Genomic DNA, 19,144 nt, shown 5'->3' on the forward strand with positions numbered 1-19,144 from the left:
TCCAGTACCCCATGGCGCTTAGGTACCGTTCCCAGGCCCAGGAAGTCTCCTCGGTGCTCTTCTGGGTCGCCACGGCGCTGCTCGGCATTTATACCGTCACCGTCCTGGCTGCCGCGCTGCCGTTGAGGTTGTTGGAACCCGCCTGGATCGAGCGGGTCTGCGGCAGTGTGCGCGCCGGCGTCAGTTTTCCGCTGGTGGCGATGGCGCTGTTGCTGCTGGCTGCCATCGTCAATGACAGTTCGGAAGAGCCCCGCTATCTCACGGTGACCCGCCGTTTCGCCTGCTTTGCCGCCATCGGCTTCTTCCTGATGATCCCCCTGCAAACCTGGGCGGGCATCGCGGTGCTCCAGCAGACCAACGCCAACGAACACGCCCAGCTGCGTCCCTACACCAGGGCTCTCGCTGCTATCCGCACCGCCGACTCGCAAGAATCGCTCCTGCAGGCCCTGGCCGCTATCCCCGGCAGACCATCGAATCTGGGTGGCGCACTGAAAGAACCATTGCCCCAGGTGCGTGAGCAGTTGGTTCGCCAGATTGAGCCCCAGGTGAACGCCAGGTTGACCCAGCTGCAGGCAGTCCAGGGCAGCCGCTGGCAGGAGGGCTTTCTGCGCTGGTTCAAGGATGCCTTGGTGGCTTTGTTCAGTGCCATCGGCTGCGCCGCCATCGGCCGCTTTTCTGTCGGTCGCCGCACACTTTGGAGTGCCATTCTCGATAAGAGGCCGAAGCCCAAGCAAAGCCACCCGCCTTTTGCGATCGAAGGTCTGATGCCGCTGGACAAAGTTCAGAGGGCGGGCCGGTCCAGACGACGCAAGAGGCTGTGATGTGCCGATCCAGCCCCTTAGCCCAGCTCGCTCAGCGCGGTTCCCGCAGCACTGCCCAGGCGAATTCCGGCAGCGCCAGCATGCGGCGCCAGCGGCTGGGTTCCTTGATCAGCCGATAGAGCCACTCGATCTGCAGGGCTCCCATCCAGCGAGGGGCTCGGTTCTTGACGCCAGCCCAGACATCAAAACTCCCCCCCACCCCCATCCAGAGGCCGGTGCGGGGTTGGGGCAGCGCCTGAATCCAGGTTTCCTGGCGCGGCACGCCCAGGGCCACCAGCACCAGATCGGGGCGGCCCTGCAGCAGCTGACTCTCCAGACCGGGCCAGGCCTCGGCGGGCTGATAGCCATGGGCGCAGAACACCAGCTGCAGATTGGGCAGGTCGTGGGCCAGGCGCTCCCGCAGCTGCTCCATCACCGCCGGGCTCGCCCCCACCAGGGCCACCCGCCAGCCCACCGCCGCCCCGTGCTCCAGCAGGCGCCGGGCCAGCTCGATGCCGGGGCTGCGGCGGACGCGGTGGGACTGGAGGCCCAGGGCCCAGACCACCCCGGCGCCATCGGGGATGACCATCCGGGCCGCCTCAATCGCCGCCCCAAGGGCGGGATCGGCTCGGGCCGCCATGGTCATCTCCGCATTGAGGGTGACGATCTGGCCGCCACCGGCCCCGTGCAGGGCGACGGCATCGCCGAAAACGTCGTTGCTTACATTCACGGGAATGCCCAGAACGCGGGCACGAACCGGCGTGGTCGCGAGGGCTGCCATGGGAGGGGGCGACGGCGGGGAGAATCTATGGCCTGGCTCCACAACAGCGGCCTCTGGCACGCCCCGTCCTGACGCGAACATGATCACCACGGCGAGCACAGGCGACATCGGGGAGGAAGAGGCCCAACAGCTTCTCGAACGGCTGGACCGCCAGATCGAGCACGTCGTCCTGCGCCGGCAGCATCCGATCACCGGTCTGCTGCCCGCCAGCACCGCCAGCACCGTGCACGGCAACTACGGCGATGCCTGGGTGCGGGACTGCGTCTACTCGATCCAGTGCGTCTGGGGGCTGGCCCTGGCCCACCGCCGCCTGCACGGACCCTGCCGCCGCTCCTTCGAGCTGGAACAGCGGGTCCTGCAGCTGATGCGGGGTCTGATGCGCTCGATGATGCGCCAGTCGCCGAAGGTGGAGCGCTTCAAGACCAGCCTCGAGCGGCTCGACGCCATCCACGCCAAGTTCGACACGGCCACGGGAGATCCGGTGGTGCCCGACGACGGCTGGGGCCATCTGCAGCTCGATGCCACGGCCCTGTTCCTGCTGCAGCTGGCCCAGCTCACCCGCTCGGGGCTGGTGATCGTTCAGACCAGCCACGAGCGCGATTTCCTCCAGAACCTCGTCTACTACGTGGCTCGCGCTTACCGGGTGGCCGACTACGGCATCTGGGAACGGGGCGACAAAGGCAACCACGGTCAGCCGGAGCGCAACGCCAGTTCGATCGGCATGGTGAAGGCCGCCCTTGAGACCCTCATCGGGCTGGATCTCTATGGGCCCCATGGTGACGGCAGCAGCTGCCTGACCATTCCCCATGACGCCATCGTGCGGCTGCGGCGCGCCCTGCGCGGCCTGCTGCCGAGGGAGTCGGCCAGCAAGGAGGCCGACAGCGCCTGCCTCTCGGTGATCGGCTACCCCGCCTGGGCCGTCGAGGATCCGGCGCTCGTGGAGCGCACCCGGGAGAAGATCCGCAGCGAGCTGGCGGGCTCCTACGGCTACAAGCGCTTCCTGCGCGACGGCCACCAGACCGCGCTGGAGGACGTGAGTCGGCTCCACTACGAGCGGGAGGAGCTGGCCCAGTTCGAGCACATCGAATGCGAGTGGCCCCTGTTCCTGGCCTACGAGCTGATCACCGCCTGCTGCGAGGGCCGCTGGAGCGAGGCCCGTCAGTGGCGCCAGCAGCTGGAGGAGCTGAGCGTGCCGGTCGATGGGGAGGCCCTGCTGCCCGAGCTTTACCTGGTGCCGGAGCGGCTGATCGAGGCGGAGCGGCGCCAACCCGGCAGCCAGACAAGGGTTCCCAACGAGAACGTGCCCCTGCTCTGGACCCAGAGCCTCACCTGGCTCTCGGATCTGCTGTTGCACGGGTTGATCACGGCCGACGATCTCGATCCCTGCGGCCGCCGCCACCCCAGCCCCCCGGGGGCCGAGGAGGTGCTGGTGGCCCTGGCTCCGGCCGATGCCAGCGTCGCTGCGGCCCTGGCGGAGGCCGGCCTGCCGGTGCAGCCGCTGCCGGCGGGCGAGACGCTCCGCCTGCGGGTGGCCAGTTCCCGCGAGCTGGCCCGGCGCCTGGCGACGGTGGGGGCCAACGGGCGGCTGGGGCTCTCCGGCCATCCACCCGTGCGCATGGAGACCCAGGCGACCGCCAGGCTCTACCGCCACAACGGCGAGCTGATCGGCTTCCTGCCGGCGGTGCTGGAGGAGGACACCTTCTACCTGGCCGACGATGCCCAGGTGCTGGTGGACACCGTCGCCACCGAGGTGAGGGTGCTGCAACGCCACTGGCGGGGCGCCGGAGCCCCCCTGCTGCTCGTGCCGGTCCATGCCGGCCCCTTCCGGCGCGACCCCGAGGCGTTCCTGGGCCTGGGCCGTGAACTGCAGCGGGGCCAGCTGGGCTCGGTGGCCGTACGCCTGGTGTCCCTGGAAGAGTTGGTGCCGCTGGCCAGCCTGATCGACCTGCCACCCCAGGCCCTGGCCGCCTGTGATCTGGTGCCCGACGGCCACACCCTGCTGCCGGCCAGTGCCAGCCACCAGCCGCTCACCGCCCGCCAGGAACAGGAGCTCGAAGACGTCCCGCTGGCCCATCTGGTCGATCGGCTCTGGAGCAGCCGCTTGCTGGAGGAGCAGGCGGAGGTGCTGGAACTGCTGTGCCGCCGGCTCGGCCCCAATGCCCGCCTGCAGGGACCCCGCAGCGGTCCGGGGGTGCGGCTGATGGTGCTGCTGGAGGAGGTCTACCGCCGCGGCCTGGCCGATGCCGACTGGAGTGTGGTGCGCCGCGCCGCCGGTGCCATGGGCCTGGTGCACCCCCAGCTGGAGGATGCCCTCACCGATCTGCTGCTGCGCCAGAAGCAGGTGGTGGTGGGCCGCAACTACACCCACGACTCCCTGCTCAGCCAGCCGGAAGGCAGCCTCGCCATCGCCGCGATGGTGCGCCGCTTCAGCGGCGAGGACGGACGCGAATGGATGCTGCAGCAGGAGCTGCTGCTGGCCATCGACGCCCTGGCCCGCTCCGACGTGAATCTGCTCAGCGGCAGCCTCACCCTGCAGCTGGGCCAGTTGCTGCTGTTGCTCACCGGCGAGCTGGCGGCCGAGGCCAACCTCAGCCCCAGTGAGGCCTTCGAAAGCCTCTGCAGCCTGCCCCCCCACGCCATTCGCCGCCGGCTCCAGGCCGTGCTGGCCGACGTGGAACATGCGCGGGCCTCCCTGCAGCGCAAGGAACAGCTGCACCTGCGCGGACGGGTGCGCTGGGAGGTTCCCGATCCCCTGGCCGAACTGCCGAAGGACGGCAGCTGGCTGCAGCACCGCATGCGGCTGGGGGCGCTGCAGCGGGTGCCGAAAGAGTTCTACCCCGGCATCTGGGACCTGCTGCACCACTGCCGAGGCCTGGTGATCGGCGACAAGCTGGAGCGGCGCAACCGCCTGGAGAGTGCCCCCCTGCTGCGGGAGAAGACGCCAGGGGAAAAGAACTTCGCCATGTTGGTGGAGCACCTCCTGAGCAAGATCGAAGCCCCGGAGTACCGCCGGCTGTGCATCGAAACCCTGCTCACCCTGATGGCCTTCATGGCCGCCAACCCCCAGGTGCAGTTCGACGACGACCTCGCCCTTGACGTGGTGATCGGTCACGCCGTGCGGGTGGGCTGGCAGCAGTGCCATCCCGAGGTGTCGATCGCCGATTACGGCCCCCACAAGGCGGAGGCCTGGGACCTCTTCTATCGCTCCTCCCCCGCCGACTGCCGCCGCTGGCAGCTGCTGGCCCTTCAGGAACTCACCGACCGGGAACTGGCCCCCCTGGCCGGGACGAACCGGCGGCGGGTCGTCTAGATGGGGGCCTCCAGGGCCATGCAGAGGTTGGGCTGCTCGACGCACTGCTCGATCAGGTCGGCCAGCTGCAACGCCCGCGAGGCCTGAAGGCCATCGACAGCTGGGGTTTCCCGGCCCCGCACACATTGGAGAAAATGCTCGAGCTCGGCGTAGAGGGGTTCGATGGAGGTGGTGCTCACCTCCTCGATGAAGCCGTCGTTGCGGTAAAGCAGCTCGCCGTGGTCGGCGCTCACCGACTCATGGGAGCGCCTGTGGATGCGCAGATTGCGGTTGAGGAAATCCGTTTCCATCAGGCTGCTGCGGCAGTGGGCGCTGAGGCTGCGGATCTTGCGGTGGGCCATCTTGCTGGCCGTGAGGCTGGCCACCACGCCGTTGGCGAAGCCGAGGGTGGCATTGACGTAGTCAATCGGGCCATCGGAGCTGCGGCCACCGGCCGCGGCCAGCCGCACCACGGGGGAGGCGGCCAGCTCCAGCACCAGATCGATGTCGTGGATCATCAGGTCGAGCACCACCGACACATCGTTGGCCCGGTCGGCATTGGGGCTGTGGCGCCGCGCTTCCAGCACCACCACCTCCTCGTTGGCCACCACCCGCAGCAGCTCCCGGAAGGCGGGGTTGAAACGCTCAATGTGGCCCACCTGCAGCAGGCGACGGGCCGATTCGGCCGCGCGGATCAGATCGGCCGCCTCCTCCTGGGTGGCGGCGATCGGCTTCTCGATCAGCACGTGCACCCCCGCCTGCAGACAGGTCATGCCGACCCGGTGGTGCAACAGGGTGGGAACGGCGATGCAGACAGCCTCCACCTCGCCCAGCAGGTCCTCGTAGGTGGGGAACCAGCGGCAGTTGAACTGCTCGACCGCCAGGCGGCCGCGGGCCTCGTTGGGATCGGCGACGCCCACCAGTTCGGCATCCCGCAACAGGCTCAGCACCCGGGCGTGGTGCCAGCCCATGTTGCCGATGCCGATGACACCCACGCGCACTGGGTTCATGGCAAGGGCAGAGCAGAAGGGCGCATTATCGATGATCAGGTTCCTTCCATGCTGGCGAGGGTGATCTGCACCCGCTCGATGCGGGGTCCATCCATGGTGAGCACGTCGATGCGGACGCCATGCCAGCTGAGGCCTTCCCCAGGGGCGGGGATGTGCTGCAGTCGCTCGAGCACAAACCCGGCCAGGGTGTGGTGGCCCTCCGCCTCGGGCAGCTGCAGGCCCAGCTGGCGGTTGAGCTCGACGATCTCCAGATCGCCCGCCGCCGACCAGCTGCCGTCGACAAGTTGCAGCAGATCCTGGGCCGTCTCCAGGGGGTTGTCGTCCTCACCCACGATCTCACCGGTGAGGTCAGACACGGTGACCAGCCCCTCCGTGCCGCCGTGCTCGTCGACCACGACCAGCAAGGGCTGTCCGCTGCGGATCAGGGGCAGAAGGTCGGCCAGCGAGGCACTTTCCTGCACCTGGGCCACCGGCAGGATCCAGGGAGCCAGCGGCGTCTCGGGGCGCAGCAAACCCCGGGCGATGGGCTCGGCCAGGCGCCTGAGGTCGAGCATGCCGCGCACGTCATCGAGGGAACTGCCGATGACCGGAAAGCGGGCGTGCTGGCTGGCGTGGACCGACTCCATCATCTCGGCGAAGGTCACCTCCACCGGCAGCGTGACCATCCCCGAGCGCGGCATCATCACTTCCCGTACCAAGGTGTCCCGCAGGGAGAACACCCCCTCCAGGATGCTGCGTTCATCGGGCATCAGCCCGGTGACACTGCCGCTTTCGATCAGCGTCTCGAGTTCGCCGGCCGAGAGCACCGGCACCAGCTCATCCCAGTTGCGCGGCAACCCCAGCAGTCGGAGCAAACCCCCACTGAAGCGCTCGATCAGCAGCAGCAACGGCGCCAGGGTGCGGGTGAGCGATTCCAGCAGCGGCGCCAGTCGCAGGGCCGAGCCTTCCGGGCGGTGGAGCACCCAGGCCTTCGGCACCAGACCGCCCAGCAAGGTGGCCAGCAGCGCCAGCGCCAGGAAGACACCGGCATCAATCCAGGCCTGTTCGCTCCGGCCCATCCAGCCGGCCACCTGCTCCGCCAGGCCCCGCGCCAGCCAGCCCATGGCCAGCAAGGCCAGCACCAAGCCCAGCTGGGTGGCCACCAGAACACTGCGCATCCGGTGCTGCAGCCGGGCCACGGAACGGGCCCCGGGCTCCTCGGCCTCCTCGAGCTGCTGGACCCGGCTGGGCCGCAGGCGAATCAACGCAAGCTCCCCGGCAGCGAAGAAGGCCAGCAGGGCCAACAGGATCGCCAGGACCAGGAAGCGCATTGGTGGGGGAGGTTGGCAGAAGGTTAGGCCCCGCCGCCCGGCTCAGCCTTCGCCGCCTTCACACGCCGGGTCATGGGCCTGTCTGTGTCAGGAATGGGGGTCCCGGGGATCGAACCCGGCTAAGGCGAATGATGAGTTCGCACGAAGCCCTTGCCCTGACTTGGTTCTTGGCAGGAGCGTGACTACCAAGTGACTACCACGGCTCACAACTGTGCCTTTTTGGCACTGAAATACGCCTCTTACAGCCGACGGATCTCCTCGCCGTTCGGCTCTTGGAACACAACCGCTAGGCCTGAGTCAAGGGTCCCAGCCCCGCCGAATGACCTGACTCGTTTCGTAGGAGCGATCACCCCCGGTCTTCCCACCGGGCCAACCCCAACCACTTGTCTTGTCAGATAGGGGGGGCTCACGTCACGGGGCTGCTCGTCTGACATTCCATCCGTTTCTGGTTCTGAAAGGCGCCCTTACCCCAACGCGATCACTGCGTCAGCCATGGACGGCAAGCAGGACCGCATCGGCGCGATGGCAGGGACGCTCCTTGTAGGCATAGATAGGCAGAGAGAGAGAGAGAGGGGGGGGGGCGGCAACCAGCCCAAACACAAATCCAGCTTATCAATCAAAACGCCTTACATAAGGTGATCTTATCATCTAGTGGTGTCATCACCAACCCATTCGCACCAGTCAACGCTCGGTGATGTGATGCCCCAGCCGACCATCCCGTCTCCAGGCTCTTGGCCACCCCCACCGGTGCTGGTGGCGCGGGCCCGCTCCTGCCCAGAGGAGCGGGCCCGCATGGCCCTCAGGCCGTCACCTGCTCCCGCAGGCTCAGACCCTCCAGCACCGTGAGCCGCAGGGCAGCCGCCTGGGCAGTGGGTAGCTGCTCCACCAGGGCCTCCAGCCCAGGCTCCAGGGCTGAACCAACCTCGGAGGACTCAGGGGCGCCGAGGGCATCGAGCCAGCTGCCACCACTGCCCTCCAGCGGCTGATCCAGGCACTGGTGTTTCCAGGTCGCTTCTGCGCGGGCAGCGGCCGGCAGTCGGACAGACGATCAGCGCCCGATCGCGCAGCCAGTGGGCCAGGGCACCCTGGATGCAGCGCTTGAGGTACGCCGGGGCGGTGGTGGGATCGGTGACGCGGCCGCAGGCCCGAACGAGCTCCAGCTGGGCGACCCCGAGCGCATCGCAGGCTTCAACGAGGTCGTGGTAGCGGCGGTGGAAACGACGGGCTAAGGCACCAGCCAAGGGAAGGTATTGATGCACAAGGCGATCGCGGTCTGAAAGGGGGCGCATCGTGGGGTTGGCGCAGGACGCGCCCCCCAACCCGCAGCAGAGCGAAGGGACAATCGGGGGAAGACCAAGCCGGCACCACGACGCCCCCTCCAGACGCGTGTCGTGTCAGCAGCAGCACCCCCACCAGGGGCAACAGCCCAACGAACAAGCCGCGCACCACGCACCGAAAGCTGCAACCCACCGGGGAGCCCCAGCGGGTCAGCAGACACGGCCAGCACCCCGGCAGCCCCCCCCCTGCAGCAGCACCCCCAGCGCCACGGGCGGTAGCGGCATAACCCCGAGCAGGCGCGAGCGGGTGGAGCCGACACCGCAGGCGCGGGGCAACCAACAGGCGCTGCTCGACGAGCAGCACGATCCGCTGTCACAGGGGCAGGTGTCCGAAAAGGGGCCGCAGCCCCTCAGGCGTCAGTCCCGCTGCCAGCGGCGTTCACAGCGGCGCAGTTCCAGCTCGATCGCCAACCGGCGCGGCAGGGTCCACAGCGGCCAGACCAGGGCCACAAACCAGCGCAGACCCCGCGTCTGGCGGTACAGCCAGAACCAGCAGGTGAGTTTCCAAGAGCGGCTTTTCATGGCTGAGGCGCCAAAGAACACCGCTTCCACCACCCGGGGGCCAGGCCCGTCCAGGGGGCCATCGGCCCGGGGGGTATGCACCCCGCGCAGCCCTTGACGGGTCTGGACGCAGACCAAAAGGCGTAGCCAACCAAAACCCTGCTCCCCGGGTGAGGCTCAGCGGTGTCTGGCGCGGCAGCCATGAACCAGCCGCCGCTACCAGCACCTGGGGGCTCACCAGGGTTCAAAGGCGGCAAAGCCCGGCTGCTCTTCCACCTGGGGTTGCTCCAGATAGGGGTTGGAGGACCAGCTGTCCCAGGCCGAACCCAGCAAGCCCTGGTCAGCAGCAGCGGGGAGGGAGAGTTCGCCCTGCAGATCCACCGGCGCGGGCTCGCTCCAGCCGGCAGCGCATTCGGCTTCCCAGGCCTCGATCGTGGCGGCCAGCTGCAGGTCAGCGGGGTGTTGGTGAGCAGTGGTGATTGGCTCCATGGGAGGAACGGCAAAGAACACCGTCCCCACCCACTGGCTGCTGCTACCAGGCAAGGGTGGTGCTCAGCAACACCCGCGAAGCCCTTGCCGGTGGCTGCCCCCACCCCCGCGTGCAACACGGGCTGGTGGGGGGCCGGTGGATCATCGGGGCGGGGTTTGGCGTTCGCCCAGAGCCGCTCCAGCGGCCCCCACCACGAGCTCCACGGCTTGGCGGGCCTCCCCGAGGACCTGGTACAGCACCTGCGGGCTCTGCCGGAGCAACTCGATCCAGTGCCCCAGGTAAGCCGCGTGGTTTTCAAGCGCACTGCCGATCTCCAGCTGGTCCCCCAGCAGCACTGAGCCCAGCTCCGCTACGAGCTCCTCGCGGGCGTAAGCCCTGGAGCCACACCGACCGCTGAGGTCTCGGTTGAGGCGACTGGTGTGTCCCGTGGAATGAATCACCTCGTGGGCCCAGGTGGCATAGAAACCTGCGGCTGTATGAAACGCCTGGCGCTCAGGCAGCTGGATCCGATCGATCTGCGGGAGGTAACAAGCCCGTTCCCCGCCGTAGCTCACCGGCACCGGCCAGGCCCCCAGCAGAGACTCAGCCGCTGCCAGCCGTTCTGGTTCACTGCGCTCAGCCCCAGCAGCTTCTGCCTGCCTTTGCTCCACCCAGCCAGCCAGGGCGGCACCTTCAAGATCCACCGCGTTGAACACCACCACTGGGCGGAAGCTCATCCAGACGCGGTCGGCTGCGTTTCCTGCTTCAGTGCCTGAGTCCGAGGTGTCCGGGATCCCCGACCCCTCCGTACCAGCTGCCACCCGGTTGACCTGTGGGCGCAAGATCCGCACCCCCTGCGAGCCTTTACGGGGGAAGATCCCTTGGGCACGGGCCTCGGCAAACCCGCACCAGTACGGCAACCCAGAACCCCGTAGGTGCATCCCCAGGCACAACAAGATCGGGTTGGCCCCCTGGTAGCGATGACCGCTCAGGAGGTTGACGTGGTGCCCACCACCGGTGGAGTCCCATTCGCGGCGCCAGGGCGTGGTGCCTGCTTCCAGCAGCTGGATCAGCGCCTCCACAAGACGGTCGGGTTGAGCATTCGACTGGCTGGTGGGCTCGGAGCGGGTCTTCGAACGGGAGCGGGAAGAAACAGCAGCCATCGGGCAGCAGCGCAGGACCCGAAGCACCCGCGCGGCCAGCAGCAAGGGCTGGCCCGGGGCCTCGACCTACAACCAGTTCCACCGGGCGTCACCAACCCAAGGCGGGCCAGCTTGCGTCAGCCCTTGTGCGGCCGCGCATGCTGAGGAATCCAGCGCGCGCCACCTTTGGTGGATTCGGGGGTGGCATCAGCCATCCGCCCCAGGCGTCTTGATGCAATGACTGCCCCAAGCCCTGCCATCAAGCCTCAATGTCCAGGGGCAAAAAAAGGCCCTGGTCCACGGACAGCGTGAACTGGCGCCTGATCTCCTGAACCCTTGATGTTGACGTCGTCAGCCAGCCAGCCTCTACGTTGTGACGCTGGGCGGTTTCGCTGAAGTTGGCGCTGGTCACAAGGGCTTTGGCGTTGGGGGTCGTTGCATCAGCGATGACAACCTTGGCGTGCTGATAACAACGCTCAGGTGATCCGGAAACCAGCCGTCGGTCCACGTAGGCATGGGGCTTGGTGGGCCAAGGCCAGACGTCCCGGTTGAACCATGCTGAAATCGTCGCCAGGGGGTCAGCACCAAGGCGATCCTCAATCTGCTTGGGGTGGAAGAACAGGTCGACACGGTTCAGCTGGCGATGGGCCAGGCGATCGGCAATGGAGGCGAACAATTCGCGAAACTCGCTGCTGAGGCCGATGTTGTAGGTGGCGATCAGCAAGCTGCAACGGGCTTCGCTGATGAGTTGAGCGACAGTGGCAAACGTGTCGGCCGTTTTGGCATGGAGAGGATCCGGGCCCGACCAGACAAAGCTCCAGGCGTTCCGTTCCTTTTGGAGAGCGTCCTGGGCATCGGCGAGACGATCCAGCAGCAACGCCATCAGGCGGGGATGGGCCTCCTCTCGGACCATCTCCACCAGCAGTGGTTCGAGCTGCTGGCGGATCGCTTCGCTGTGGGTAGAGAGCAAGCCCTGCCAGCTGGTGGGGGTGTAGCTCAGTCGCCTCAGATCTGTCGCCACTGCCCGCAGGGTCAGAGCTGGCAGGGTGGGGCTCATGCGTTGATGAACTCCCAGAACGAGGGATCACCCACCTCAGGGTTGGCAGACACGGTGGGACTCACCAGGGCTCGATCGAGGAACTCATTGCGAATCTCGCAGGAGGTTTCCGCGATCAATTCACAGCCATGGCAAGCGGCGCCATGGGTGGGGCGGATGTCGAAGGGGTGGTTGGGGTCGTGCTCGGAGCAGAAGGGATCATTGCTGCAGAGCTGGCCGCGCTCGAAGGCCTTCTCCAGATAGGCCACGATCCGCTTGCCGGCTCCCACCAGGCCGCCCAGGGTGCCTTCCGATCCGGAGCTGCTGGTGAACAGCAGGATGCCGTAGCCGATCTCGCTGTTGGCGTAAATGCGCTCGCGAATCGAGCTGGCGCCGTAGCCGCACTCCAGAGCCATCTCAGTGATCAGCAGATGGCTGAGGCTGTGGAGCAGGAGGTAGGGGGCTCCAGGGAAGGGGAACTGGACTTCGTCCAGCCCCCGCGACGCCAGCCATTCGTTCTCGAAGGCCCTGGTGAACTGTCCGGCCCGCATCGCCACCGGATCACTGGCGGCCCAGGCACGGATCGTGGCGGGATCGAACTCGATGAAGATCCCTTCCCCCTTGTTCTCACTGGCAGGCACCCAGCGCAGGTCGTTGGCCAGCGGTGCTCGGCGGTTCACCTTGGTGGTGTCGATCGGCAGGCCGCCGAGGCTGCTGGTGCGAGCTGTGAAGCGGGTGAACCCCACCAGGGCCTGAACTTCCCTCAGGCGGTGCACCAGCAGCACCCGCTTGATGGCATGGCTGAACCAGGCTGGAGGGTTGGGGGGCTGCCAGACATCGGCTTCGAACAGGCTCCCCTCGGCTGAGCTGGAGACCCCATCCATGGGACCGATCAGCAGGGCCAGCTCCTCATCCTTGGGTTGGGCGACCTGGCCGGCGGATCCGCCCCTCTGGGCCTCGATCGTCTGCCAAAGGACTGCTGGATCCACCCCCGCGAAGGCGCTCTTGAGGCGAGGGTTGAACTTGATGGCTGCAGGCACGTCCGCCTCCGTTTCGATCAAAGCGAGGTCGTCCTTGAGTTCGGTGACGCGCTTGACCAGGGAGTTGGCTTCCTCCGGCAGGGAGATCACCGAGATCGTCTCGGTGAAGTAGGCGTTGGTGGCCGAACGCACCAGGAGGCGGTTCGTGGTGGGCTCACCATCGGTGTGGCACTTTTCCGGATCACGGGTATTGCGGCCCAGCCAGGGCGTGTGACCCTGGCAAAGCCCCAGAGGGCTCATGTCCGTGACCAGGGCATCGGCCAGCTTGCGGGTGGTGCCACCTTCTGACTGCACATAGATCTGGGTGAAGTCGTTGCCGGTACCGGCCTCAAGCAGATAGAGGCGCTCGCTGTTCTTGCAGCCGAACTGGCGGAAGCAGAAATCGCGCCAGCGGATATCGCTGAGGTGGCCGTGGGGGCAGGCCATCACGAAGCGAACGGGCACCAGCGAGTACTTGCCTTCGTCGTCCTGGTAGGTGCGCCAGTCGGAGATGCAGCCGTCGTTGAAGTGCACCAGGGGCCTGGCCCGGCAGGGAACCCCGAACGCGATCCGCTCGCTCACCTTCTGGGCGACGGACCACTCCGGAAAGCGCAGTGCCTTGATCGAACCGCTGATGCCCTTGAGTTTGTCGACCTCCTTGGGGGGCGTGCGCAGGTCGACCCGGACCGCCCCTGTGGCCTGCCGCACCAACTGCAGCAGCCGCGGCTCATGGATCAGGTCGCAGCCCCGCTCGTTCCAGAAATCCAGCCCCCCGATCAACAGCGAGTAGTCGGGCAGATCGACCATCGCCCCGGGCCCATAGAGCTGGAGCACCTGGCTCTGACGGGCCTCGCCGAGGGGCGGGGGAGCAGCTTTGCGGCGCGTGGAGGGGGGCATAGGGGGGTTGGCTATCGGGTTCAGTCGTCGGCGGTGATCTCTTCTTTGAAATTGACCATCCGGATCGGTGCAGAGGGTTCCACATCGCGCAGGCTCCAGTTGGTGGTGAACTGCTTGTAGCCCTCGGCTTGGTAGATCGGGTCGTTGTCGAGGGCGGTGTGCAGGAAGCCCGCCCCAGCACCCTTTTCCTCATGGGTCCAGTACTGCAGCTTGGCCTCCGGCTCCTGGGTGAGCTTCCACCAGGCCTCCAGCAGATCGATCACGTGATCGCGCACGTCGGTGGGCAGGTGCTCATCGAGGCTGTCGTCTGCTGCACCAGTGGCGATGCAACGCTCCTGCAGTGCCTTGGCGATCTGGGCCTTGCTGCGTTGCAGGGCATCGGCTGCCATGGCGCCCTTGGCACCAGCCAGGGCTGGATCGCCGTGGCGGGCCATCGCCACCACCACTCCCGGCAGGCCGCGGTCAAGGGCCCGGCTGGCGAAGGGCGTGCAGCTGGTGGCTTCCACATGCCGGTAAAAGGTCTGGTGCCAGTAGGGGAACAGCTCGAAATGGGAGCGATCCCGCGGGCGGTTGGGGTTGAGCAGCACCAGCACCAGGCCAGGTTTGTTCTGCTGTGGGTTGTCGCTCAGCTGGCGGCCGACGCGGCTGGTGGCCTGGATGTACTCGGCGGCGGTCTTGGGCTGGTTGAGCACCACCATCAAGCCGAGGCGCGAGATGTCGAGACCCACCGAAATCATGTTGGTGGCCAGGGCCACGTCGAGGTGGTCCTTGTCGATGTAGGGCTTGGAGAGGCGGTCTTTGGTGCTGCTGATCCTGGCGGTGTTGACGCGGGACGTGAGCTCCTCTGGTTCGCAGGGCCGCTTGCGACTGGCGAACGGGTTCTCGAAACCCTCCATGGCGAGGCCACGATTTTTGGCGAACTGCTCCAACTGGGCGCCGAGTTCGTCTTCCAGGATGCTGCGCGTCACGCCGAGCTCCTTGAGGTTGGAGAAATAGCCCAGCAGGGTCATGTAGGGATCCGCCGGGTTGTTGGCGCCCATGGCCTTGTTGTCGTTCCAGCCCTTCTGGGCCGCAGCCATCAGGCCCAGATAAGAACGCAGCAGCACACCCTTGAGGTTGCGGCCCGGGGCTGAGAGGCCCACGTACAGCCGCGCCTGGTCGGGATCAGGGATGGTGCGGGAGAAGAAGTTGTCGTCGCGTTCGGGGCCCGGCGGCGGAAAGATCCGCACCTGGCTGCGGGCGAACAGGGCCTTGATCTGGGCCTCGGCCCGGCGCACGGTGGCGGTGGAGGCAATGATCTTGGGAGGCGGGGTGGAGGCGTTCGGCCGCATCAGCCCCTCGATCACCGTTTCATAGAGGCCAGCGAGGGTGCCGAGGGGGCCACTGATCAGGTGCAGTTCGTCCTGGATCACCAGTTCCGGCGGCAGCAGACGGCCGTGGGGAATCTTCAAGCCACCCGTGCCCTTTTCCGCCGGCCCCCAGAAGCCGGCAGGTGCAGTCCCCGTGGGCAACTGATAGGTGCTGACGTTGCCGAACAGCGAGGAGGTTTTGCCGACCCAGGGGAGGGCGGCGAACTTGTCGATCGTGGCGATCAGAAAGCAGGGCAGGCGGCGGTAGATCTGCTCATCCACCGCCAGCACCGGCAAAGGCGTGCCCTTATGGAAGGGGCATGGCCCCATGGGGGCGAATTCCTGCTTGGCCTCAGGAGAGCGGGGCTCGCGGCAGTAGATCTCCAGACGATCGGGATTCCTCGGGGGCAACAGGTGGAATCCTTCCGGCTGGAGGGGGCGGTTGCACCAGGGGCAGGTTTCAATTGGAATCGGACGGTCGCGCTTGCCGGCCTTCCACTTGGTGAGCACCGCATGGGTGGACTGCTGGTCGCTGTCGCCCGGTCCGCCGAGCTTGTTGGGGGTGGCGGCCTTGCCCACCCACATGCCGATCTCGAAGGGCCATTCACCCAGCAGGTAGGGGTCGCTCTTCTCGATTCGCTCCAGGCGCTCCAGCTCCAGGGCGCAGATCAAGGTGGCGGCGCGGCCGAGCTGATCGAGGGTGAGCAGCCGCAGGGTGTAACGCATCAGCACCGTGATGCCGGCGGATTCGATCCCAGGGCTCTGCAGGCGACGGTGCACCAGGAGGAAGGCGGCCAGTCCCAGGTACGCCTCCGTCTTGCCGCCACCGGTGGGGAAGAACAGCAGCTCCACGGCCTCACGATCCAGCCGGCCATCGGGTGTCTCTGGAGCCGCCAGGCCCGGCAGGTTCATCAGCACAAAGGCCAGCTGAAAGAAGCGCCACTTGGGGGCGCGGGTGTTCGGAGCGATGCCGATCTGATCCGGCGGCACCTTGGCGCTGAAGGCACTGCGCTGGCGGCTGGCGCGGGCCATCACCAGGTTCATGGTGCGGAAGGCCTCGCGCACCAGGGGATCGGCGAGCAGCTTGATGCCGTTTTCGATGCGCGTGGCGCAGGCTTCCGCCTGGGCCCGCAGCTGCTTGGCGGTTTCGTTCTGCTCGTTGTTGCTGATGGGGTGTTTTGGTTGCTGGGTGATCCAGCCCCGGTAGGAGGTCACCATCGGCATCAACTGCTGGCCGATGCGTTCGCTGCGGGCCAGATCCGCCAGGGCCTCCATGCCCATCGGCACGTTGGTGCCGGGGGGTGGTTCCGGCAGGGTGCGGAAGACCCGGGCCGTGGGTAGCCAGGTGGTGGTGAGCGTGTGGCAGCGGGCCGGGTTGTCGTCTGGGATGTCTGAGGCGATCACGGCGACGTTGTGGCCGCCCGCAAAGCAGTAGTCGCGCCGGTACTGGAGAGCCGCGAGGCGTTCGTCGGGATCCTTGGCGGCCTGCTGCAGGGCATCGCGACGCGGTGGGAAGCCCTGGGGGCACTGGAGGCTCAGCTCCACCTGGAAGGCAGAAACCGGATCACGGTGACGGATCTGGTTGGTCCTGGGCGGCTCCCTCTTGTTGAGCAGAAACAACGACACCGACAGCTGATCACTGGGATAGCCGAGCTTGCTGGGGGCACGCCGAGCAATCCAGCGCAGGCAGAGGCCCTGAGGGTTGGCCTCCAATGGGATGTCTGGGCTGGTGCCCTCGCCGGCGATCGTGAGCGTCACGCTGTGGCGCTGAGGGGTGCGCAGCCAGAGCTTCTCGTCGTCGCCATCGGCCGGGGCTGTGTAATCCCCCCAGGAGACAGTGGCCTCGATGGTGGAGCCACGCTCCAGGATGAAGCTCAGGCCGCAGGAGGAGGTAAACCAGCTGCGGCGGGTGTTGGCCTGATCGAGGGCATCGTTGGCGTCGTCGTCGTTCTCGTTGCTTTCCAGGCGATGGCCGGCGTCATTGCTGGGTTCTTCTCCAGCGAGATCAGCGAAGGACAGTTGCTCATCACCAGAGGCACGAGCCGCTTCCTGCTGGAACACATGGGGCACCAGGAAGCCCGTGGTGAACCAGACCGAAGGCGGCTGGGGCAGTTGCTCACGGCGGCGGGCGACATCGTCCCAGCCTGGTCCGATCAGATCGCTATGCAGGGCAGCGACCAGCTGGGAGCGGATGTCGGCGGAGGTAGCCATGGCGTCAGGGAGCCTCCAACTGCTTGAGCAACTGCTGGCAGCTGGCGTGCAGGGCCTGCAGGTGGTGCTGGATCACGCCCCAGACCAGCGGATGGTTGATGGTGACGTACTCGTGGGTGAGCTTGTTGCGGAAGCTGATGATCTGCGGTGCCTCCTCAACGCGGGCGAAGAGGTCGGCATCCCGGCGGGAAAGGTGGGTGAGAGCCTCTCCGATGATGATGAATTCGCGCTCCACAGAAGAGCGAATCAGCCGGCTCTGCTCGTAGTGCTCCAGCGTGATGCCTGCAACGGCCGCCTGGATGGCCTCGATGGCCTCCTGAATGTCCAGCAGGTAGGCCCGGGGATCACGCTTCATAGATCAACTGCTTGGACGCATCGATGTCGGCCCGCACGTAGCGGTTGCGCACGGCATCTGCCATCACCAGATCCACACGCTGGCCGGTGATGGCGGCAAGTTGACGCTCCAGGCCGAAGTAGGCGCCCACCAAAGCAGCAGGATCGATCGGCTGAAACTCCACCAGCAGATCAAGGTCGCTGCGGCTGGGGTCGAAGTCGTCCCGCAGTCCAGAGCCAAACAGGTGCATGCGCAGCACCCGGTGCTGCCGGCAGGCGACGGCAATGGCGTCCAGCTGGGGCTTGGCAAGGGTGAGGCTCATCGATCCATTGTGCTCACGGAGGCAGGCTGCTCAGCTCTTCGGTTGCCTGGGATCCGACCAGGCCTCATCGATGGCGTCGGTTGCGGTTCCCAGTTGTCGCAGCAACAGCAACAGCAGTCGCTCGATGCGGTTGGCCTCTGGCGGGTAGGGAAGGGAGGGGACAGCAGCAGGGCCTGGGGCCTCCGCAGCGTGTTCTCGCTCCTGCCGTCGGACCGCCTCCACGGTCTGCAGTTCAGGGCCCAGCTTTTCCTGGAGGAAGGCGATCAGTTCGCTGCGGCGGAGCTTCGACCAGCCACGCAACCCATGGCGCCGGCAGATGTTCTGCATGTCCCCGGCAGTAAGGCTGTTCAGATCCAAGCCAGGGGGAAGGAGGACGTCAGCGGTTTCAGAGAGGAGATGGCCGTGGCGTTCCTCGATCCGGCCGGCCTGCCGCTGGAGATAGTCATCGAGGCCGCGGGTGTGGTTGGCAAGAATGGTGCCCAGGGTGTGCAGATCGGCGCCAAGGCTGTCGCTGATCGGCGTGCCACGGCGACGACGGGGCTCAGGCTTCATCGTCATCGATCGATTCCTCGAAGAACTCAACGGAATCGGCCCGCTCCAGCAACCGTTCCACCGCGAGCTTGAGATCCTGGATCGACTGGCTGGTGGGGCCACCGCTGGCGCGCTCCTGCTGGTCGACCGCCTCCTTGATGTCGGCCAGGTTCTCCAGGGCCTGCTCGATCTGCTGCACCTGCAGCAGCCGGCCCTTGAGGCGTGGCAGCACGGCGGAGATCTGGTTGGCCTCCTCCTCCACCTGTTGGCGGTAGGCGAGCAGGTCGTCCCGTTCCTGCTCCAGGAGGGTCATCTCCGCCTCCAGCTGGGCGATCTTCTTCTTGGCCTTGGTCACCAGACCCTGCTGGGCCCCGGCGCGGCGGTTGGCGGAGATCAGGGACTCGCGCATGTCCCGGTAGAAGTTGCGCAGATCGGCGAAATGGATCAGCTGGTGCACCAACGGAAACCGCCGCGAAGAGGTCTTGTCGATCTCCGCAGGGGACTGGCTGGACGTTCGACGGGCGGCGGGCATGATCCAGGCCGGCGGATAGGAGCCTCGCGCCAGTATGAACCGCAACCGCGTAGATCCGTCGGGCCCACCCCTCACCATGACCCCATGGTGATGCCCGCTCAAGATCGTGTTGAGCGCCACGCTGTGCCCCTTGCCGGTCATGGGAACCGTGAGTGCCTCGGGAGGCGAACGGCGGCCTCGATAAGCCCCGTGCAGGCTCTGCTGGCCAGGCTGCAGGCCCGACCCGCCTCGGATGTCGGCCCACGGGCACAACGCCAAACCATCTTCTAATTTG

17 protein-coding genes are annotated in these 19,144 nt (G+C 66.8%); 2 read left to right on the forward strand and 15 right to left on the reverse strand.

Going from position 1 to position 19,144, the window contains the following annotated elements:
- Positions 1 to 11 precede the first annotated feature (11 nt).
- Positions 12 to 821, forward strand: a complete 810-nt coding sequence (locus KBZ33_RS09820; RefSeq protein WP_254952774.1) for a hypothetical protein — start codon at positions 12 to 14, stop codon at positions 819 to 821.
- A gap of 31 nt (positions 822 to 852) precedes the next feature.
- Here the strand turns inward: KBZ33_RS09820 and KBZ33_RS09825 are convergent, their stop codons facing one another.
- Positions 853 to 1,581 (reverse strand): WecB/TagA/CpsF family glycosyltransferase, encoded by a 729-nt coding sequence (locus KBZ33_RS09825; RefSeq protein WP_254952773.1) that lies wholly within the window; start codon positions 1,579 to 1,581, stop codon positions 853 to 855.
- Positions 1,582 to 1,660: 79 nt separating this feature from the next.
- On the opposite strand from KBZ33_RS09825, the gene KBZ33_RS09830 reads away from it, so the two are divergent.
- The gene (locus KBZ33_RS09830) at positions 1,661 to 4,891 is read left to right on the forward strand and encodes a glycoside hydrolase family 15 protein (protein ID WP_254952771.1); all 3,231 of its coding nucleotides are present in this window, start codon (positions 1,661 to 1,663) and stop codon (positions 4,889 to 4,891) included.
- On the opposite strand, the gene KBZ33_RS09835 is transcribed toward KBZ33_RS09830, so the two are convergent.
- The 14 genes from KBZ33_RS09835 to KBZ33_RS09900 form a co-directional block, all read right to left on the reverse strand.
- A complete protein-coding gene (locus KBZ33_RS09835; RefSeq protein ID WP_254952769.1) occupies positions 4,888 to 5,880 on the reverse strand; it encodes a Gfo/Idh/MocA family protein in 993 nt (330 codons plus the stop codon). The two genes, KBZ33_RS09830 and KBZ33_RS09835, sit on opposite strands and share 4 nt — an antisense overlap.
- A 35-nt stretch (positions 5,881 to 5,915) precedes the next feature.
- The gene (locus tag KBZ33_RS09840; protein WP_254952768.1) at positions 5,916 to 7,190 is read right to left on the reverse strand and encodes a hemolysin family protein; all 1,275 of its coding nucleotides are present in this window, start codon (positions 7,188 to 7,190) and stop codon (positions 5,916 to 5,918) included.
- Between the two features lie 932 nt (positions 7,191 to 8,122).
- On the reverse strand, positions 8,123 to 8,431 hold the full coding sequence (locus KBZ33_RS09845) for a hypothetical protein (protein ID WP_315859184.1): 309 nt from the start codon (positions 8,429 to 8,431) through the stop codon (positions 8,123 to 8,125).
- A gap of 246 nt (positions 8,432 to 8,677) precedes the next feature.
- Positions 8,678 to 8,803, reverse strand: coding sequence for a hypothetical protein (locus tag KBZ33_RS09850; protein WP_255011689.1), 126 nt, complete (start codon positions 8,801 to 8,803; stop codon positions 8,678 to 8,680).
- 81 nt (positions 8,804 to 8,884) lie between these two features.
- The gene (locus tag KBZ33_RS09855) at positions 8,885 to 9,130 is read right to left on the reverse strand and encodes a hypothetical protein (RefSeq protein ID WP_254952766.1); all 246 of its coding nucleotides are present in this window, start codon (positions 9,128 to 9,130) and stop codon (positions 8,885 to 8,887) included.
- 132 nt (positions 9,131 to 9,262) lie between these two features.
- Positions 9,263 to 9,517: a hypothetical protein gene (locus tag KBZ33_RS09860; RefSeq protein WP_254952764.1), complete on the reverse strand. Its 255-nt coding sequence runs from the start codon at positions 9,515 to 9,517 to the stop codon at positions 9,263 to 9,265.
- A 141-nt stretch (positions 9,518 to 9,658) separates the two neighbouring features.
- Positions 9,659 to 10,660: an ArdC family protein gene (locus tag KBZ33_RS09865; RefSeq protein ID WP_254952763.1), complete on the reverse strand. Its 1,002-nt coding sequence runs from the start codon at positions 10,658 to 10,660 to the stop codon at positions 9,659 to 9,661.
- Positions 10,661 to 10,898: 238 nt separating this feature from the next.
- Positions 10,899 to 11,696 (reverse strand): DISARM system phospholipase D-like protein DrmC, encoded by a 798-nt coding sequence (gene drmC, locus KBZ33_RS09870; protein WP_254952762.1) that lies wholly within the window; start codon positions 11,694 to 11,696, stop codon positions 10,899 to 10,901.
- Positions 11,693 to 13,591, reverse strand: a complete 1,899-nt coding sequence (gene drmB / locus KBZ33_RS09875; protein WP_254952761.1) for a DUF1998 domain-containing protein — start codon at positions 13,589 to 13,591, stop codon at positions 11,693 to 11,695. Before drmB ends, drmC begins: the two co-directional genes overlap by 4 nt.
- A gap of 20 nt (positions 13,592 to 13,611) precedes the next feature.
- Positions 13,612 to 17,151 carry a DISARM system helicase DrmA gene (gene drmA / locus KBZ33_RS09880; RefSeq protein ID WP_254952759.1) on the reverse strand — a complete coding sequence of 1,180 codons (3,540 nt, stop codon included), beginning with the start codon at positions 17,149 to 17,151 and terminating at the stop codon, positions 13,612 to 13,614.
- Positions 17,152 to 17,155: 4 nt separating this feature from the next.
- A complete protein-coding gene (locus KBZ33_RS09885; RefSeq protein WP_254952758.1) occupies positions 17,156 to 17,506 on the reverse strand; it encodes a DUF86 domain-containing protein in 351 nt (116 codons plus the stop codon).
- Positions 17,496 to 17,807: a nucleotidyltransferase family protein gene (locus tag KBZ33_RS09890; RefSeq protein WP_254952757.1), complete on the reverse strand. Its 312-nt coding sequence runs from the start codon at positions 17,805 to 17,807 to the stop codon at positions 17,496 to 17,498. The genes KBZ33_RS09885 and KBZ33_RS09890 overlap by 11 nt, the downstream gene beginning before the upstream one ends.
- A gap of 30 nt (positions 17,808 to 17,837) precedes the next feature.
- On the reverse strand, positions 17,838 to 18,365 hold the full coding sequence (locus tag KBZ33_RS09895; RefSeq protein WP_254952755.1) for a hypothetical protein: 528 nt from the start codon (positions 18,363 to 18,365) through the stop codon (positions 17,838 to 17,840).
- Entirely contained in the window at positions 18,349 to 18,870 is a 522-nt protein-coding gene (locus KBZ33_RS09900; protein ID WP_254952754.1) for a hypothetical protein, read from the reverse strand. The genes KBZ33_RS09895 and KBZ33_RS09900 overlap by 17 nt, the downstream gene beginning before the upstream one ends.
- Between the last annotated feature and the right edge of the window lie 274 nt (positions 18,871 to 19,144).

The organism is Cyanobium sp. Cruz-8D1, from assembly GCF_024345975.1.
Lineage (GTDB): Bacteria > Cyanobacteriota > Cyanobacteriia > PCC-6307 > Cyanobiaceae > Cyanobium.

What these genes read in the sequence shown, in the direction of transcription:
- KBZ33_RS09820 (WP_254952774.1), top strand. Translation starts at nt 12, where the DNA reads ATGGCGCTTAGGTACCGTTCCCAGGCCCAGGAAGTCTCCTCGGTGCTC.
- KBZ33_RS09825 (WP_254952773.1), bottom strand. Translation starts at nt 1,581, where the DNA reads ATGGCAGCCCTCGCGACCACGCCGGTTCGTGCCCGCGTTCTGGGCATT.
- KBZ33_RS09830 (WP_254952771.1), top strand. Translation starts at nt 1,661, where the DNA reads ATGATCACCACGGCGAGCACAGGCGACATCGGGGAGGAAGAGGCCCAA.
- KBZ33_RS09835 (WP_254952769.1), bottom strand. Translation starts at nt 5,880, where the DNA reads ATGAACCCAGTGCGCGTGGGTGTCATCGGCATCGGCAACATGGGCTGG.
- KBZ33_RS09840 (WP_254952768.1), bottom strand. Translation starts at nt 7,190, where the DNA reads ATGCGCTTCCTGGTCCTGGCGATCCTGTTGGCCCTGCTGGCCTTCTTC.
- KBZ33_RS09860 (WP_254952764.1), bottom strand. Translation starts at nt 9,517, where the DNA reads ATGGAGCCAATCACCACTGCTCACCAACACCCCGCTGACCTGCAGCTG.
- KBZ33_RS09865 (WP_254952763.1), bottom strand. Translation starts at nt 10,660, where the DNA reads ATGGCTGCTGTTTCTTCCCGCTCCCGTTCGAAGACCCGCTCCGAGCCC.
- drmC (WP_254952762.1), bottom strand. Translation starts at nt 11,696, where the DNA reads ATGAGCCCCACCCTGCCAGCTCTGACCCTGCGGGCAGTGGCGACAGAT.
- drmB (WP_254952761.1), bottom strand. Translation starts at nt 13,591, where the DNA reads ATGCCCCCCTCCACGCGCCGCAAAGCTGCTCCCCCGCCCCTCGGCGAG.
- drmA (WP_254952759.1), bottom strand. Translation starts at nt 17,151, where the DNA reads ATGGCTACCTCCGCCGACATCCGCTCCCAGCTGGTCGCTGCCCTGCAT.
- KBZ33_RS09885 (WP_254952758.1), bottom strand. Translation starts at nt 17,506, where the DNA reads ATGAAGCGTGATCCCCGGGCCTACCTGCTGGACATTCAGGAGGCCATC.
- KBZ33_RS09890 (WP_254952757.1), bottom strand. Translation starts at nt 17,807, where the DNA reads ATGAGCCTCACCCTTGCCAAGCCCCAGCTGGACGCCATTGCCGTCGCC.
- KBZ33_RS09895 (WP_254952755.1), bottom strand. Translation starts at nt 18,365, where the DNA reads ATGACGATGAAGCCTGAGCCCCGTCGTCGCCGTGGCACGCCGATCAGC.
- KBZ33_RS09900 (WP_254952754.1), bottom strand. Translation starts at nt 18,870, where the DNA reads ATGCCCGCCGCCCGTCGAACGTCCAGCCAGTCCCCTGCGGAGATCGAC.